General features: G+C 53.8%; 10 protein-coding genes. All 10 read left to right on the forward strand.

Annotation, left to right across the window (positions count from 1 at the left end; genetic code table 11):
- Positions 1-72 precede the first annotated feature (72 nt).
- Positions 73-2,910 carry an excinuclease ABC subunit UvrA gene (gene uvrA, locus Q2J34_RS02170; RefSeq protein ID WP_298887814.1) on the forward strand — a complete coding sequence of 946 codons (2,838 nt, stop codon included), beginning with the start codon at positions 73-75 and terminating at the stop codon, positions 2,908-2,910.
- Positions 2,911-2,916: 6 nt separating this feature from the next.
- Positions 2,917-3,300 carry a MerR family transcriptional regulator gene (locus tag Q2J34_RS02175; RefSeq protein WP_298887816.1) on the forward strand — a complete coding sequence of 128 codons (384 nt, stop codon included), beginning with the start codon at positions 2,917-2,919 and terminating at the stop codon, positions 3,298-3,300.
- A gap of 136 nt (positions 3,301-3,436) precedes the next feature.
- A complete protein-coding gene (gene mutS / locus Q2J34_RS02180; RefSeq protein WP_298887831.1) occupies positions 3,437-6,031 on the forward strand; it encodes a DNA mismatch repair protein MutS in 2,595 nt (864 codons plus the stop codon).
- 325 nt (positions 6,032-6,356) lie between these two features.
- Positions 6,357-7,919, forward strand: a complete 1,563-nt coding sequence (locus Q2J34_RS02185; protein WP_298544399.1) for a DUF4301 family protein — start codon at positions 6,357-6,359, stop codon at positions 7,917-7,919.
- A gap of 51 nt (positions 7,920-7,970) precedes the next feature.
- A complete protein-coding gene (locus tag Q2J34_RS02190) occupies positions 7,971-9,761 on the forward strand; it encodes an aminopeptidase P family protein (RefSeq protein ID WP_300969174.1) in 1,791 nt (596 codons plus the stop codon).
- 5 nt (positions 9,762-9,766) lie between these two features.
- Positions 9,767-10,330: a gamma carbonic anhydrase family protein gene (locus tag Q2J34_RS02195; RefSeq protein ID WP_298887821.1), complete on the forward strand. Its 564-nt coding sequence runs from the start codon at positions 9,767-9,769 to the stop codon at positions 10,328-10,330.
- A 30-nt stretch (positions 10,331-10,360) separates the two neighbouring features.
- The gene (gene fsa / locus Q2J34_RS02200; RefSeq protein WP_298887822.1) at positions 10,361-11,026 is read left to right on the forward strand and encodes a fructose-6-phosphate aldolase; all 666 of its coding nucleotides are present in this window, start codon (positions 10,361-10,363) and stop codon (positions 11,024-11,026) included.
- A 419-nt stretch (positions 11,027-11,445) separates the two neighbouring features.
- Positions 11,446-12,549 carry an IS4 family transposase gene (locus Q2J34_RS02205; RefSeq protein ID WP_300969175.1) on the forward strand — a complete coding sequence of 368 codons (1,104 nt, stop codon included), beginning with the start codon at positions 11,446-11,448 and terminating at the stop codon, positions 12,547-12,549.
- 88 nt (positions 12,550-12,637) lie between these two features.
- On the forward strand, positions 12,638-13,741 hold the full coding sequence (locus tag Q2J34_RS02210; protein ID WP_300969175.1) for an IS4 family transposase: 1,104 nt from the start codon (positions 12,638-12,640) through the stop codon (positions 13,739-13,741).
- An 88-nt stretch (positions 13,742-13,829) separates the two neighbouring features.
- On the forward strand, positions 13,830-14,981 hold the full coding sequence (locus tag Q2J34_RS02215) for an IS4 family transposase (RefSeq protein WP_300969083.1): 1,152 nt from the start codon (positions 13,830-13,832) through the stop codon (positions 14,979-14,981).
- Positions 14,982-15,300 lie beyond the last annotated feature (319 nt).

Here is a 15,300-nt window from a genome sequence, read left to right on the forward strand (position 1 = left end):
CCTTCTTCTAACCTCTAGCTTCTAATCTCTAACCTCTAATTTCGTATCTTTGCTTTGATAAAAGGAGTAGCTATGAAAAGGAGTCCCCTCAATGACATCATAATCCGTGGTTGCCGCGTCAACAACCTCAAAGGTATAGACCTCGACATACCACGTGGGGAGCTGGTCGTCATCACAGGTGTGAGCGGATCGGGCAAGAGTTCGCTCGCCTTCGACACGCTCTACGCTGAGGGGCAGCGCCGCTATGTGGACAGTCTCTCGTCGTACGCACGGCAGTTTCTCATGCGTATGAAGAAGCCTGAGTGCGACCAGATCAAGAACCTCCCGCCTGCCGTCGCTATCGAGCAGCGGGTGATCAGTCGCAATCCACGCTCTACCGTAGGCACTTCGTCAGAGATCGACGACTACCTGCGTGTCTTGATGGCTCGTGTGGGCAAGCTCTACTCACCTATCAGTGGTGAGCTGGTCAAGCGTCACACCGTTGCCGATGTGGTCGAGGCGGCTCATCAGATTCCGACCGATAGCAAGCTTTACATCCTAGCAGATCTCTATCCGCCTGAGGGGCGACGTCTCATCGAGCATCTGATGCTCCTACAGGGACAGGGGTACAACCGTGTCCTCATTGACGATACCATCTATCGTATCGAGGATGTGAGCAATAAAGAGCTACGCGAGGCGAAGCAGGTGCAGTTGATCGTGGATCGTCTGACCGTCCGCACGGGTGACGATAGCTACGAGTCGCGCCTCGGGGACTCTATCGAGATAGCGCTCTACGAGGGTCGGGAGACCTGCGCCCTGCGCTGGCAAGATAGTGCGGGTGCGTGGAGTAGCGAGGGCCGACGCAACTTTAGCGCACGCTTTGAGGCGGATGGGCGGACCTTTACGGAGCCTACGCCAGACCTCTTCAACTTCAACAGCCCTGCGGGTGCCTGCACCGTTTGCGGAGGCTTTGGGTCGATCCTCGGCATTGACCCTGAGCGGGTGATCCCCGACGACAGCCTCTCGCTCTACGAGGGGTGCGTGGATTGCTGGCGCGGGGCTAAATCTTCCGAGTGGGCGAAAGCTTTCATGCACGAGGCGAAGCGCTTTGACTTCCCCATCCACACACCCTATGCTGAGCTAACGCAAGAGCAGCGTGACCTGCTTTGGCACGGACACGAAGGCGGAGGCTGGGGCAAAGGGACGCTCTACGGCATCGACGACTACTTCGCCATGCTCCAGAAGGACGTTTACAAGATCCAGAACCGTGTGCGACTGGCGCACTATCGGGGCAAAAGCGAGTGCTACGCTTGCCACGGCGGTAGACTCAAGGAGGATGCCCTGCTCTTTACCTATATGGGTAAGAACTTTCACCAGATCGGGCAAATGTCGATCCGTGAGGCATTGACCTTCTTTGCCCAAGAACTAGAGAATCCCGAGGAGGCTAAAATTGCGGAGCGTCCACTCAAGGAGATCCGCAACCGACTCCGCACACTAGACGGCGTGGGGCTCGGTTACCTGACCCTAGACAGACGCTCTAACACGCTCTCGGGCGGTGAGAGCCAGCGCATCAATCTAGCGACACGTCTAGGCAACAGCCTCGTCGGCTCGATGTACATACTAGATGAGCCGAGCATCGGACTGCACGACCGGGACACCGATCGGCTGATCGCCGTCATCAAGGAGCTACGTGACCAGGGCAACACGGTCATCGTCGTGGAGCATGACGAGCTGACGATACGTGCGGCCGACTACCTGATCGACATGGGGCTTGATGCGGGTCGTCTTGGTGGCGAGGTCATCTACCACGGCAAGCCGAGCGACATAACGTCCAAGACGCCAGGCTACACGGCGGCTTATCTGACGGGGCGCGAGGAGATACCCGTGCCAAAGCATCGTCGCCCGGTGCAGCGCAAGCTGACGATGCACCGGGTGCATAAGAACAATCTGAAGGGCTTCGACGTGGACATCCCGCTCTTTAACATGACGGTGGTCACGGGCGTGAGCGGTTCGGGCAAGAGTACCCTCATCTCCGACCTCCTTGTGGAGGAGCTGCAACGCATCATCAATGCGCGTCCTCGCGAGACGCAGAGCCGTATGCTGACGGGCGACGTTGACCTTGTGGAGCAGGTCCTTTACGTGGATCAAAACAGCGTGGGGCGTAGCACACGCTCCAATCCGGTCACCTATATAGATGCCTTTACGCCGATCCGCGAACTGTACGCTGACCAACCTTTGGCCAAGCAGATGGGCTACAAACCTTACTTCTTCTCCTTTAATAAGGAGGGCGGTCGCTGCGAAGTGTGCAAGGGCGATGGCGTCGTCGAGGTGCCGATGCAGTTTATGACGGACATCACGCTGGTCTGCGATGCGTGCGAGGGGAAACGCTTTCAGAAGAATATCCTCGAGGTAACTTACCACGGGGTCAACATTTACGACCTGCTGGAGATGACGGTGGACCAAGCAATTGAGTTCTTTACGAAGTATCCAGCCGACCAGACCACTTCGATCATTCGTCTCCTCGAGGGGTTGCAGCGTGTTGGCCTAGGCTACCTACAGCTAGGGCAAAACAGCTCGACGCTCTCGGGCGGTGAGAACCAGCGCCTCAAGCTCGCCTACTACCTCGGTCGTGACCACGAGCCGCACACGCTCTTTGTCTTCGACGAGCCGACCACGGGGCTACACTTTCACGATATATCTACGCTCCTTGCCGCTTTCCGAGACTTGATCGACCAGGGGCACTCGGTGCTGATCATCGAACACAACATGGAGGTGATCAAAAGCGCCGACTACATCATCGACCTAGGGCCCGACGGGGGCGACAAGGGAGGACAGCTCGTGGTGGCTGGCACCCCCGAAGAGGTCGCCGCCTGCCCCGACTCGATCACGGGTCACTACCTCAAGGAGAAGCTCAAACCCCGCAAAGCGTAAGTGCGTATGGACAGCAAAAAGCTCTACTACTCCCATCGAGAGGTAGCCGACATGCTTGAGGAGGCGCAGTCGACGGTGCGCTACTGGGTCAACACCTTTGCCGTGCAGGTACGTCGCAGTAGCACGGGACGGCTCAAGTACTCGCAGGATAATCTGCGCGAATTGCAAGTAATCCGTCACCTACTGCGAGAGTCCAACTTGACGATCGACGGTGCCAAGGCGACTCTCCGACACACCCCCCAAGAGGCGGAGCAACGTGCCGAGGCGATCGCCCAGCTCAAAGCGGTGCGCGACGAACTTGTCGAGTTACGCCAACTCATCGAGCAGATCGAGCGCTACACCTCCGCCAGCGAAGTGCGTGACCGCCTCCGCCAAGAGGGCCTACTCTAGTTCCTTTTCTAGCTTTCCTCCCCTACTTTAGGGGGTTGCCGAATTGAGGCGTATGCTTTTTTTTGGTACTTTTGGGGCTATAACGACCTAATAGACTATTTATCCCGTGGCTAAGAAAGAGATCGCCGAGACCCCGATGATGCGGCAGTACTTGCAGTTCAAGAAGAAGCATCCCGATGCTATCTTGCTCTTTCGTGTGGGCGACTTCTACGAGACCTTTTCCGACGATGCCATCGAGGCGTCTAAGATCCTCGGCATCACGCTCACCAAGCGTGCCAACGGAGCGGCGCAGCATGTCGAGCTGGCGGGCTTTCCCCACCATGCGCTCGACACTTACCTGCCTAAGCTGGTGCGGGCGGGCAAGCGGGTGGCTATCTGCGATCAGCTCGAAGATCCGAAGCTGACCAATAAGTTGGTCAAGCGGGGCATCACCGAGATCGTCACCCCGGGCGTGGTCACCACGGACAATGTCCTCCAGAGCAAGCAAAACAACTTCCTCGCAGCCGTTTACCCTGAAGCTAAAGGGGAGAACCGCTACGGCTTGGCACTGCTCGACCTCTCAACGGGAGAGTTTTACGCCACCGAATGCACCGATCAGGTACTCGCCAAGCTCATCTCCGGCTACAACCCCAAGGAGATCCTCATCGAGCGCAAGCATCGTGACCATCTGCAGCGACTCCTCCAGCCCGAGGGGCATCTCTCGGACTACGACGACTGGATCTTCTCCGAGAGCAACAACCGTGAGCGTCTCCTGCAGCACTTCGGCACGCTCTCGCTCAAGGGCTTCGGCATCGACACCCTCCCGCTAGCGATCACCGCGGCGGGTGCCGTGCTTCACTACCTCGACATGACGAAGCACACCGAGATCGGTCACATCACCCGCATCGTGCGGATTGACGAGCAGCGCCATGTGCGCATCGACGGCTTTACGGCGCACAGCCTGGAGCTCACCACCCCGATGAATGCGGGTGGCACCACGCTCCGCCAGATCCTCGATCAAACAGTCACCCCGATGGGTGCTCGTCTGCTGGATCAGTGGATAGCCTTCCCGCTAAAAGAGCTCCAAGCGATTCAACAGCGCCAGAGCATTGTCGCAAACCTTGTGGACAATCCGCAGCTACGCACCCAGCTCACCGACCAAATGAAGGAGATAGGCGACCTGCAGCGCCTCGTGGGGCGTGTCGCCATGGGACGTATCACCCCCCGCGAAGTGGTTCGCCTCGGACTCTCCATCGCCCTCATTGCACCCATACGCCAGCTAGCTCTAGACGAAGGCGAAGAGACCCTCACGGCACTCTGCTCGCTACTCGATCCCTGCACGCAACTGTGCCAGCAGATCACCTTCCAGCTCAACCCCGAGGCGCCGCAGCAGATCGGCAAGGGGATGACCATCGCCGAGGGCTTTTGCGAAGAGCTAGACCAGCTGCGACGCTTGCTTAAGTCGGGCAAGCAATACCTCGACGACCTCCTCGCTCGTGAGATCGAGCACACCGGCATCGCCAGTCTCAAGATCGGCTTCAACAATGTCTTCGGCTACTACCTCGAGGTGCGCAACACCTACAAGGAGCAAGTGCCCGAAGAGTGGATTCGCAAGCAAACGCTCGTCAGTGCCGAGCGCTACATTACCCAAGAACTAAAGGAATACGAAGAGAAGATCCTCGGCGCCGAAGATCGTATCCTAGCCCTAGAGCAGGAGCTCTTTGCGAAGCTCATTGGGACGCTTCAGCAGTTTGCCAACCAACTCCTACAAAATGCTCAGATCTTAGCGCAGCTCGATGTCCTAGCCTCGCTGGCTGCTGTTGCCGAGGCGTATGACTACTGTCGCCCCACGCTCAACGATGGGTACGACCTAGAGATCGTTGACGGACGCCACCCAGTCATCGAGCGCACCCTCCCAGCGGGGCAACCTTACATTCCCAACGATGTGAAGCTCTCTCCCATCGACTGCCAAATCATGATCATCACCGGTCCGAACATGAGCGGTAAGAGTGCCCTGCTCCGCCAGACGGCACTCATCGTAATTATGGCGCAGATGGGAAGCTTCGTGCCTGCCACCTCAGCCACCATCGGCATCGTCGACTCGGTCTACACCCGTGTGGGTGCTTCGGACAATATCGCCGTGGGCGAGTCCACCTTTATGGTTGAGATGCAGGAGGCCGCCAGCATTCTTAACAACTTGACCCCTCGCAGCTTGATCCTCTTTGACGAACTGGGGCGTGGCACCAGTACTTTCGACGGAGTCTCCATAGCGTGGGCTATCGTCGAATATCTGCACAGCACGACGCAGGGACGTGCCAAGACGCTCTTCGCCACGCACTACCACGAGCTCAACGAGCTTGCCGACCACCTCGAGCGGGTGCAGTGCTACAACGTCTCGGCACGTGAGATCGATGGCGAGATGCTCTTCCTCCGCAAGCTGGTCCCAGGCGGCTCAGCGCACAGCTTCGGCATCCAGGTGGCGAAGTTGGCCGGTATGCCCACCTGGATCGTGGCGCGAGCTGGCGAAGTGCTCCAGCACTTAGAGGCTTACCGCACCGAGAACGACCAAGCCCCCGACTCAGCCACCCCCAGCACCTCTCAGAGCGGAGGCATGCAAATGTCTATCTTCCAGCTAGACGACCCCGTCCTCACGGCAGTCCGCACCAAGATCAACGAGCTAGACATCGACAACCTCACGCCCCTAGACGCTCTCAAGCAGCTCGACACCCTCAAGCAAATGCTCAACAACTGACGCGTAGCAGCCCTCATACAAATAACCCTGTGTAGGAATACGCTTCTACACAGGGTTATTTGCTTGAAGCCTGTCGACAATGAGTTTTCCCTACAGCTTTCCAAAACCTTTCCAGCCTTGGAAACTTTGTTTTCCTACGTAGGAAATGAAAAGTTTCTCCGCTGGAACTAAAAAGTTCCAAGAGAGGAATTACTAGAGTCACTAGTAGCACTAGAGTCACTAGAGCCACTAGCCTTCTAACCTCTGATCTCTAACTTCTAATCTCTAACCTCTAGCTACTTTTTCGTATCTTTGAGGTGCCTATTATTCTGACACCTTACAGCGTATGTCCGACACCACAGCATTTACCCCCGAAGACCTCAGCTACCTCGCTGAGCGGGGCATCTCCGACAGCGAAGCGGAGCGACAGCTCAAGCTACTCGTCGAGGGGACGCCCTACCTTGTTATCGTTGACTCGGCCAAGATCGAGCGAGGCATCGTGCGCCTAGCTACTGACGAGATGGTTCAGTACCTCGACCTGTGGCACGACTACCTACAGAAGCCAGAGGCTGACGTCATCAAGTTCGTCCCGGCCTCGGGAGCAGCGAGTCGTATGTTTAAGGCTCTCTATGGCCTCCCCAAGGAAGAGCAGATCTCGCACGATGACCTGACACCTGACCAGCAGACGTTTGTGGATCATCTAGAGTCTTTTGCCTTCTATGAGAAGCTGAGCGAGACCTGTCTGCGCAACAATTGGCGCACCATGAGCAAGTTGGTCGAGAGCGAGCAGTACGGCACGATCATCGACAACCTCCTCGACACGCACGGCATGAGCTACGGCTCGCTACCTAAGGGGATGCTCCTCTTCCACGATTACCCCAATGGCACCAAGCGCACCCCTATCGAAGAGCACATGGTCGAGGGCGCACTCTATGCGCAAGACATCCACGGACGTGTACGACTACACTTCACCGTATCGCCAGAGCATCTAGAGGCTTTTCGCTCTCTCGTGGATAGACGCATCCAGAGCTTCGAGGATCTCTTCGGATGTCGCTACCAGGTGACCTATAGTGTCCAGGAGTCTAGCACCGACACGATCGCTCTAGATATAGAGCGCGGCACCCCCTTCCGCCGTGCTGATGGCACGTTGCTCCTCCGCCCCGGTGGGCACGGCACGCTCATAGGCAATCTCGGACGTCTAGACGCTTCAGTCGTTTTCATCAAAAACATTGACAACGTCACGCCCGACCATCTGAAGAGCAATACGGTACTCTACAAAAAGCTCCTCGGCGGTATCCTCCTCGCAGTACGTGACCGCATCTTCGGCTATCTACAACAACTCAAGCGCGCGAAGGTGAGCAAGGCTCTGACGGAAGAGATCTTGACCTTTCTCGATGAGACGCTCTGCATACAGATCCCGCACGCCGAGTTACTCAGCGAGGAGGAGCTGATCCCTAAGCTGATGAGCAAGCTCAATCGCCCGATACGAGTCTGCGGTATGGTGCGTAACGAGGGCGAGCCTGGCGGTGGCCCCTACCTAGTGCGCGAAGCCGACGGCACCACCTCGCTGCAGATCCTAGAGAGCGTACAGGTGGACAAGAACAACCCCGAGGCACTTGAGATGATGCGCGAGGGAACCCACTTCAACCCGGTCGACCTCTGCTGCTACATACGAGACTACGAAGGCAACCCCTTTGACCTGCACAAGTATGTCAATCCGCAGACCGCATTCATCAGTGAGAAGAGCGTCGAGGGGCGTCCGCTCAAAGCACTGGAGCATCCAGGACTTTGGAATGGAGCTATGCACGACTGGAACACGATCTTCGTCGAGGTGCCGAGCGATACCTTTACCCCTGTCAAGACGGTCCTAGACCTGCTCCGCCCGGAGCATCAGCCGCTAGCAGACTAGACCCAAACCTAGACCCAAACCCATAGATTCAAAGAATAAACAATCATATATATGCCAACAAACAATCCTACCAATCAGCGTATCGAGGCGCTCCGCCAAGCGATGCGCACGCATCATATAGATGCTTACATCATACCTAGTGGCGATGCTCATCTGAGCGAGTACACCCCCGAGCGGTGGAAGTCGCGCACCTGGATCAGTGGCTTCACTGGCTCTGCCGGCACAGCACTCGTGACGCTAGACAAAGCCTTCATGTGGACCGACTCACGCTACTACCTGCAGGCGACCAATGAGCTGCAAGGTAGCGAGATGACGCTACAACGTGGCGACGATCCAGACACCCCTACGATCCAGCAGTATCTTGCTGCCCACCTGAGCGAGGGAGCCGTCGTCGGGGTCGATGGTGCCTGCTACTCCATGGCCGAGTACGCACCGCTTGCCCAGTCGCTAGCAAACCATGGCATCAAGTTGGTCTCTCAGTATGACCTCATCGAAGAGGTGTGGAGCGACAGACCAGGCGTGCCAACCAATACGTTCTACCTACAGGATGTCAAGTTCTCAGGCGAGCGCACCCGTGACCGTCTGCAGCGTATCCGCGAGGCTTACCAGAGCTATGGTGCCGAGGCAGTCGCTATCACGATGGTCGATGAGCTCTGCTGGAGCTTTAACATCAGGGGCAACGACGTCTCTTACAATCCCGTGGGCATCGCTTTTGGTTTTATCGACAATAAGCAGGCTTATCTCTTTGCACTGCCCGAGAAGACGGTCCCCGAGCTACGTCAGATACTCAATGGCGAGGGTGTAGAGGTTCGCGATTACGACACCTTCTACGACTTCCTCAGCAAGCTGCCAGCTAACCTCAAGGTGATGGTCGATCCAAAGCGCACGACCGAGCGTGTCCGTGAGGAGCTGGGCGATCGTCCCGTCATCACAGGCGACTCGGTCATAACGCACCTCAAGTCGATCAAAAACGAGGCGGAGATAGCTGGCATCCACCGTGCTATGCACCGTGATGGTGTCGCCCTGACTCGCTTCTTCATCTGGCTCGAACAGGCTCTGAAAAAGGGCGAGTATGTCGACGAGTACACGGCCGGCGAGACGCTCCAGCAGTTCCGTGCGAAGCAGGAGTTTTACGTCAGCGACAGCTTTGGCGTCATTTGCGGCTACAAGGGACACGGTGCTATCGTGCACTACTCCGCTACGCCCGAGAGTGCCAACAAGCTTGAACCCGAAGGCATGCTCCTACTAGACAGCGGTGGACAGTACATCGACGGTACAACAGACATCACCCGTACGGTTGCTCTCGGGCCTGTCACCGACCAGCAGCGCACTGACTTCACGCTAGTCCTCAAGGGACACATAGCAATCGCTACGGCACGCTTCCCCAAGGGTACTCGCGGTAACCAGCTAGACATACTAGCTCGCAAGGCACTCTGGGATAGAGGTCTCTCCTACGGGCACGGCACAGGACATGGTGTCGGTGTATTTATGAATGTACACGAGGGTCCGCAAAACATCCGCACGGACAATAATCCGACGCCGATGCATCTGCACACTTTTACCAGCAATGAGCCTGGGCTCTATCGTGCGGACCAGTATGGTATCCGCATCGAGAGCTTGATCCTGACGGTCGAGAAGGAGCAGACCGAGTTCGGCACCTTCTACGGCTTTGAGACGATGACGCTCTGCTACCTAGACAATGCGCTCGTAGACAAGTCTCTCCTAACTGACAAGGAGATAGCTTGGTACAACGGCTATCAGGAGCATGTCTACCAGGAGCTCTCTCCCCTACTCACCCCTGAGGAGGCTGAGTGGCTACGCAATAAGACCCTACCCCTCTAATCGGTATGGCATACGAATATCCAGCAGGAAGCCTTATCCCCGTGCGGGGCTTTACGCCTCAGCTCGGGGAGGGCACCTTCGTCGCCGAGGGTGCACGCATCATCGGAGATGTAGTGATGGGCACAGGGTGCAGCGTATGGTTCAACGCAGTCTTACGTGGCGATGTCAATAGCATCCACATAGGCAATCACGTCAACATACAGGACGGTTGCACACTCCACACGCTCCACGGGCGCTCCGTATGCGAGATAGGCGACTACGCCTCACTAGGTCACAACGTGATCCTGCACGGTGCCAAGGTGGGTGCCTATGCGCTCATCGGCATGGGTGCCGTCGTCATGGACAACGCAGTGGTCGGTGAAGGCGCTATCGTAGCTGCTGGGGCGGTCGTCCTAGCCAATACGATCATCCCGCCCTACACGATGTACGCTGGCACGCCCGCTAAGTATATCAAGGATGTGCCTCCCGAGCAGAGCCAGTCGCTCAATAAGCGCACGGCACACGACTACGGCATGTATGCCGACTGGTTTATGAATCCTGAGAAATACTCTGAGGGTTCGCACGAATAGAATTTTATATCTCAACCTATACCCCATATTATGAAGTTTTTTATCGATACAGCCAATCTCGATGATATCCGCACAGCCGAAGCGCTCGGTGTCCTCGATGGCGTCACAACCAACCCCTCACTGATGGCTAAGGAAGGCATCGCTGGTGATGCAGCCTGCCGTGAGCACTACCTCAAGATCTGCAATATCGTAGACGGAGATGTCAGTGCCGAGGTGCTCAGCACCACCTACGAGCAGATGCTCCCCGAGGCACGCGAGCTAGCTGCCCTACACAAGAACATCGTGGTCAAGGTACCCTGTACCCAAGACGGTATCAAGACCATCTGCCAGCTCACCAAGGAGGGCATACGGACCAACTGTACGCTCATCTTTAACCTCGGTCAGGCTGTTCTAGCTGCTAAGGCGGGAGCTACCTATGTCTCGCCCTTTGTGGGTCGTCTCGACGACATCAGCTCGGACGGTGTCTCGCTCATCGCCGACATCGTAGAGACCTTCGAGACCTACGGCTTTAATACGCAGGTGCTCGCAGCTAGCATCCGCCACACGCAGCACATCATCGACTGCATGCGCGTCGGTGCTGACGTAGCCACCTGCCCGCTCAAGGCTATCCTCGGTCTGCTCAAGCACCCGCTCACCGATAGCGGTCTCGCAGCCTTCATCGCCGACCAAGAGCGCGTCGCCAAGCAAGGCAAGTAAACAGAGCCACTGCTGTAACGACTGGACGCACCGATTGGACTCAGACCATCGGTGCGTCCGTTCGTTTGTTGGCTGTTGGCTGTTGGCCAGTGCCTCTGCGTACGTTACTGCGCCTTGTTGGGACGCCCTCCGGCTCGACACTCGCTGTGTGTCCATCCCCCACGTCGTCCTGTAGGGACGCACGATCTGTGCGTCCATCCCCGAACCAGCCAAGACGATGCTGTAACTTTCGTTCTACAACGGACGCACAGATCGTGCGTCCCTACAGGAGTCGTTTCGTGGCGTCCCCCTAGGGACTCATTTGGAGGGTTGGGAGGCAATAGTGTCCTAAACGTTTTGCAGGATAAAGAGAAAAGGGTAGGTTTGTAATTGAGAAGAAAAACACAGCTAGTGAGAGCTGTCACAAACCACCCTTTTCAATGGCAAATATAACACTATTCGCACAAGTAATCCGACTCATACCTCGAGAAATCATCCAACGATTAGTCAAGAAGCATGGCACAGACAAGCATGCAAAAGGCTTTAACTCGTGGAGCCATTTGGTGACTATGATCTTCAGCCAATTCTCGAGTAGCGTGTCGCTACGTCAAATCTCAGAGGGGCTACAATCTGCCACGGGCAATCTCAACCACCTAGGTCTATCACGAGCTCCCTCCAAATCCAACATCAGTTACCAAAACGCCAATAGGAGTTCCCAATTCTTCCAAGATGTCTTTTATGCACTCTTCCAATATTTGGGACAGCACGGAGATCTCAAGCAGATAAAGAAACGGCTGAAGGCGAAGGTTTGTCTTCTAGACTCAACCCTAATGTCCCTATGTCTCAGTATGTATGACTGGGCTCTCTATACTCATACGAAAGGAGCCGTCAAGATGCATACAGTGCTTGATTTTGAGACACTTCTGCCTGAATTCGTCTGTATAAGCAATGGCAAGGGAGCCGACAATACGATTGCCAAAAAGCTCCCCTTTGCCCGAGGAACCATCGTTGTAGCTGATCGAATCTACAGCGATACTGAGCTTCTGAATCATTGGGACAGCACAGGTGTGATTTTCATCGTCAGAGGAAGAGACAACATCCAATTTGAGTCAATAAGGGAGAGAGATTTGCCTGATACGACATCTCAAGAGATACTGATAGATGAAGAGGTGAGACTGACAGGTGTAGAGACAGCGAGCAAGTACCCTAAGAAGATTCGTAGAATAGGCATCTACAATGTTCAAGGAGGTTACACGATTGACTTGTATACCAATGACTTTACGCATGCAGCCAGTACTGTTGCAGCGCTATATCGCTCACGTTGGAAGATTGAGATCTTCTTTAGAAACCTCAAGCAAAACCTGCATATCAAGAGTTTTCTGGGAACTTCTCAAAACGCTGTCGAGATTCAGATTTGGACGGCTCTGATTACGATTCTCTTACTTCAATATCTCAAGCGAATAGCAAAACACCCCTGGTGTCTCTCCAATTTAACAGCATCCTTGAGACTCAACACGTTCACCAAAATCGCAATAGTGTCCTAAACGTTTTGCAGGATAAAGAGAAAAGGGTAGGTTTGTAATTGAGAAGAAAAACACAGCTAGTGAGAGCTGTCACAAACCACCCTTTTCAATGGCAAATATAACACTATTCGCACAAGTAATCCGACTCATACCTCGAGAAATCATCCAACGATTAGTCAAGAAGCATGGCACAGACAAGCATGCAAAAGGCTTTAACTCGTGGAGCCATTTGGTGACTATGATCTTCAGCCAATTCTCGAGTAGCGTGTCGCTACGTCAAATCTCAGAGGGGCTACAATCTGCCACGGGCAATCTCAACCACCTAGGTCTATCACGAGCTCCCTCCAAATCCAACATCAGTTACCAAAACGCCAATAGGAGTTCCCAATTCTTCCAAGATGTCTTTTATGCACTCTTCCAATATTTGGGACAGCACGGAGATCTCAAGCAGATAAAGAAACGGCTGAAGGCGAAGGTTTGTCTTCTAGACTCAACCCTAATGTCCCTATGTCTCAGTATGTATGACTGGGCTCTCTATACTCATACGAAAGGAGCCGTCAAGATGCATACAGTGCTTGATTTTGAGACACTTCTGCCTGAATTCGTCTGTATAAGCAATGGCAAGGGAGCCGACAATACGATTGCCAAAAAGCTCCCCTTTGCCCGAGGAACCATCGTTGTAGCTGATCGAATCTACAGCGATACTGAGCTTCTGAATCATTGGGACAGCACAGGTGTGATTTTCATCGTCAGAGGAAGAGACAACATCCAATTTGAGTCAATAAGGGAGAGAGATTTGCCTGATACGACATCTCAAGAGATACTGATAGATGAAGAGGTGAGACTGACAGGTGTAGAGACAGCGAGCAAGTACCCTAAGAAGATTCGTAGAATAGGCATCTACAATGTTCAAGGAGGTTACACGATTGACTTGTATACCAATGACTTTACGCATGCAGCCAGTACTGTTGCAGCGCTATATCGCTCACGTTGGAAGATTGAGATCTTCTTTAGAAACCTCAAGCAAAACCTGCATATCAAGAGTTTTCTGGGAACTTCTCAAAACGCTGTCGAGATTCAGATTTGGACGGCTCTGATTACGATTCTCTTACTTCAATATCTCAAGCGAATAGCAAAACACCCCTGGTGTCTCTCCAATTTAACAGCATCCTTGAGACTCAACACGTTCACCAAAATCGCAATAGTGTCCTAAACGTTTTGCAGGATAAAGAGAAAAGGGTAGGTTTGTAATTGAGAAGAAAAACACAGCTAGTGAGAGCTGTCACAAACCACCCTTTTCAATGGCAAATATAACACTATTCGCACAAGTAATCCGACTCATACCTCGAGAAATCATCCAACGATTAGTCAAGAAGCATGGCACAGACAAGCATGCAAAAGGCTTTAACTCGTGGAGCCATTTGGTGACTATGATCTTCAGCCAATTCTCGAGTAGCGTGTCGCTACGTCAAATCTCAGAGGGGCTACAATCTGCCACGGGCAATCTCAACCACCTAGGTCTATCACGAGCTCCCTCCAAATCCAACATCAGTTACCAAAACGCCAATAGGAGTTCCCAATTCTTCCAAGATGTCTTTTATGCACTCTTCCAATATTTGGGACAGCACGGAGATCTCAAGCAGATAAAGAAACGGCTGAAGGCGAAGGTTTGTCTTCTAGACTCAACCCTAATGTCCCTATGTCTCAGTATGTATGACTGGGCTCTCTATACTCATACGAAAGGAGCCGTCAAGATGCATACAGTGCTTGATTTTGAGACACTTCTGCCTGAATTCGTCTGTATAAGCAATGGCAAGGGAGCCGACAATACGATTGCCAAAAAGCTCCCCTTTGCCCGAGGAACCATCGTTGTAGCTGATCGAATCTACAGCGATACTGAGCTTCTGAATCATTGGGACAGCACAGGTGTGATTTTCATCGTCAGAGGAAGAGACAACATCCAATTTGAGTCAATAAGGGAGAGAGATTTGCCTGATACGACATCTCAAGAGATACTGATAGATGAAGAGGTGAGACTGACAGGTGTAGAGACAGCGAGCAAGTACCCTAAGAAGATTCGTAGAATAGGCATCTACAATGTTCAAGGAGGTTACACGATTGACTTGTATACCAATGACTTTACGCATGCAGCCAGTACTGTTGCAGCGCTATATCGCTCACGTTGGAAGATTGAGATCTTCTTTAGAAACCTCAAGCAAAACCTGCATATCAAGAGTTTTCTGGGAACTTCTCAAAACGCTGTCGAGATTCAGATTTGGACGGCTCTGATTACGATTCTCTTACTTCAATATCTCAAGCGAATAGCAAAACACCCCTGGTGTCTCTCCAATTTAACAGCATCCTTGAGACTCAACACGTTCACCAAAATCGGCCTCTTTCAGTGGATAAATGAGCCGTTTTCACCGCCTCCAGACGAGACCGAAATAGCATAGGGGGGATACCCCCGTTTTTACAGCAAATGTCAAGGGGCGATTGACCCGCTTGACAGCTATCTTACACCCATCGCCCGCAAAAAACGTTTAGGACACTATTGCCAAAATCGGCCTCTTTCAGTGGATAAATGAGCCGTTTTCACCGCCTCCAGACGAGACCGAAATAGCATAGGGGGGATACCCCCGTTTTTACAGCAAATGTCAAGGGGCGATTGACCCGCTTGACAGCTATCTTACACCCATCGCCCGCAAAAAACGTTTAGGACACTATTGGTTGGGAGGCGATTTCGTACCTTTGCAGACGAAAACTTTCCCCTAG

Origin of the sequence: Porphyromonas vaginalis, assembly GCF_958301595.1 — a bacterium.
GTDB lineage: Bacteria > Bacteroidota > Bacteroidia > Bacteroidales > Porphyromonadaceae > Porphyromonas > Porphyromonas vaginalis.

What these genes read in the sequence shown, in the direction of transcription:
- Q2J34_RS02195 (WP_298887821.1), top strand. Translation starts at nt 9,767, where the DNA reads ATGGCATACGAATATCCAGCAGGAAGCCTTATCCCCGTGCGGGGCTTT.
- fsa (WP_298887822.1), top strand. Translation starts at nt 10,361, where the DNA reads ATGAAGTTTTTTATCGATACAGCCAATCTCGATGATATCCGCACAGCC.
- mutS (WP_298887831.1), top strand. Translation starts at nt 3,437, where the DNA reads ATGATGCGGCAGTACTTGCAGTTCAAGAAGAAGCATCCCGATGCTATC.
- Q2J34_RS02190 (WP_300969174.1), top strand. Translation starts at nt 7,971, where the DNA reads ATGCCAACAAACAATCCTACCAATCAGCGTATCGAGGCGCTCCGCCAA.
- Q2J34_RS02185 (WP_298544399.1), top strand. Translation starts at nt 6,357, where the DNA reads ATGTCCGACACCACAGCATTTACCCCCGAAGACCTCAGCTACCTCGCT.
- Q2J34_RS02175 (WP_298887816.1), top strand. Translation starts at nt 2,917, where the DNA reads ATGGACAGCAAAAAGCTCTACTACTCCCATCGAGAGGTAGCCGACATG.
- Q2J34_RS02210 (WP_300969175.1), top strand. Translation starts at nt 12,638, where the DNA reads ATGGCAAATATAACACTATTCGCACAAGTAATCCGACTCATACCTCGA.
- Q2J34_RS02205 (WP_300969175.1), top strand. Translation starts at nt 11,446, where the DNA reads ATGGCAAATATAACACTATTCGCACAAGTAATCCGACTCATACCTCGA.
- uvrA (WP_298887814.1), top strand. Translation starts at nt 73, where the DNA reads ATGAAAAGGAGTCCCCTCAATGACATCATAATCCGTGGTTGCCGCGTC.
- Q2J34_RS02215 (WP_300969083.1), top strand. Translation starts at nt 13,830, where the DNA reads ATGGCAAATATAACACTATTCGCACAAGTAATCCGACTCATACCTCGA.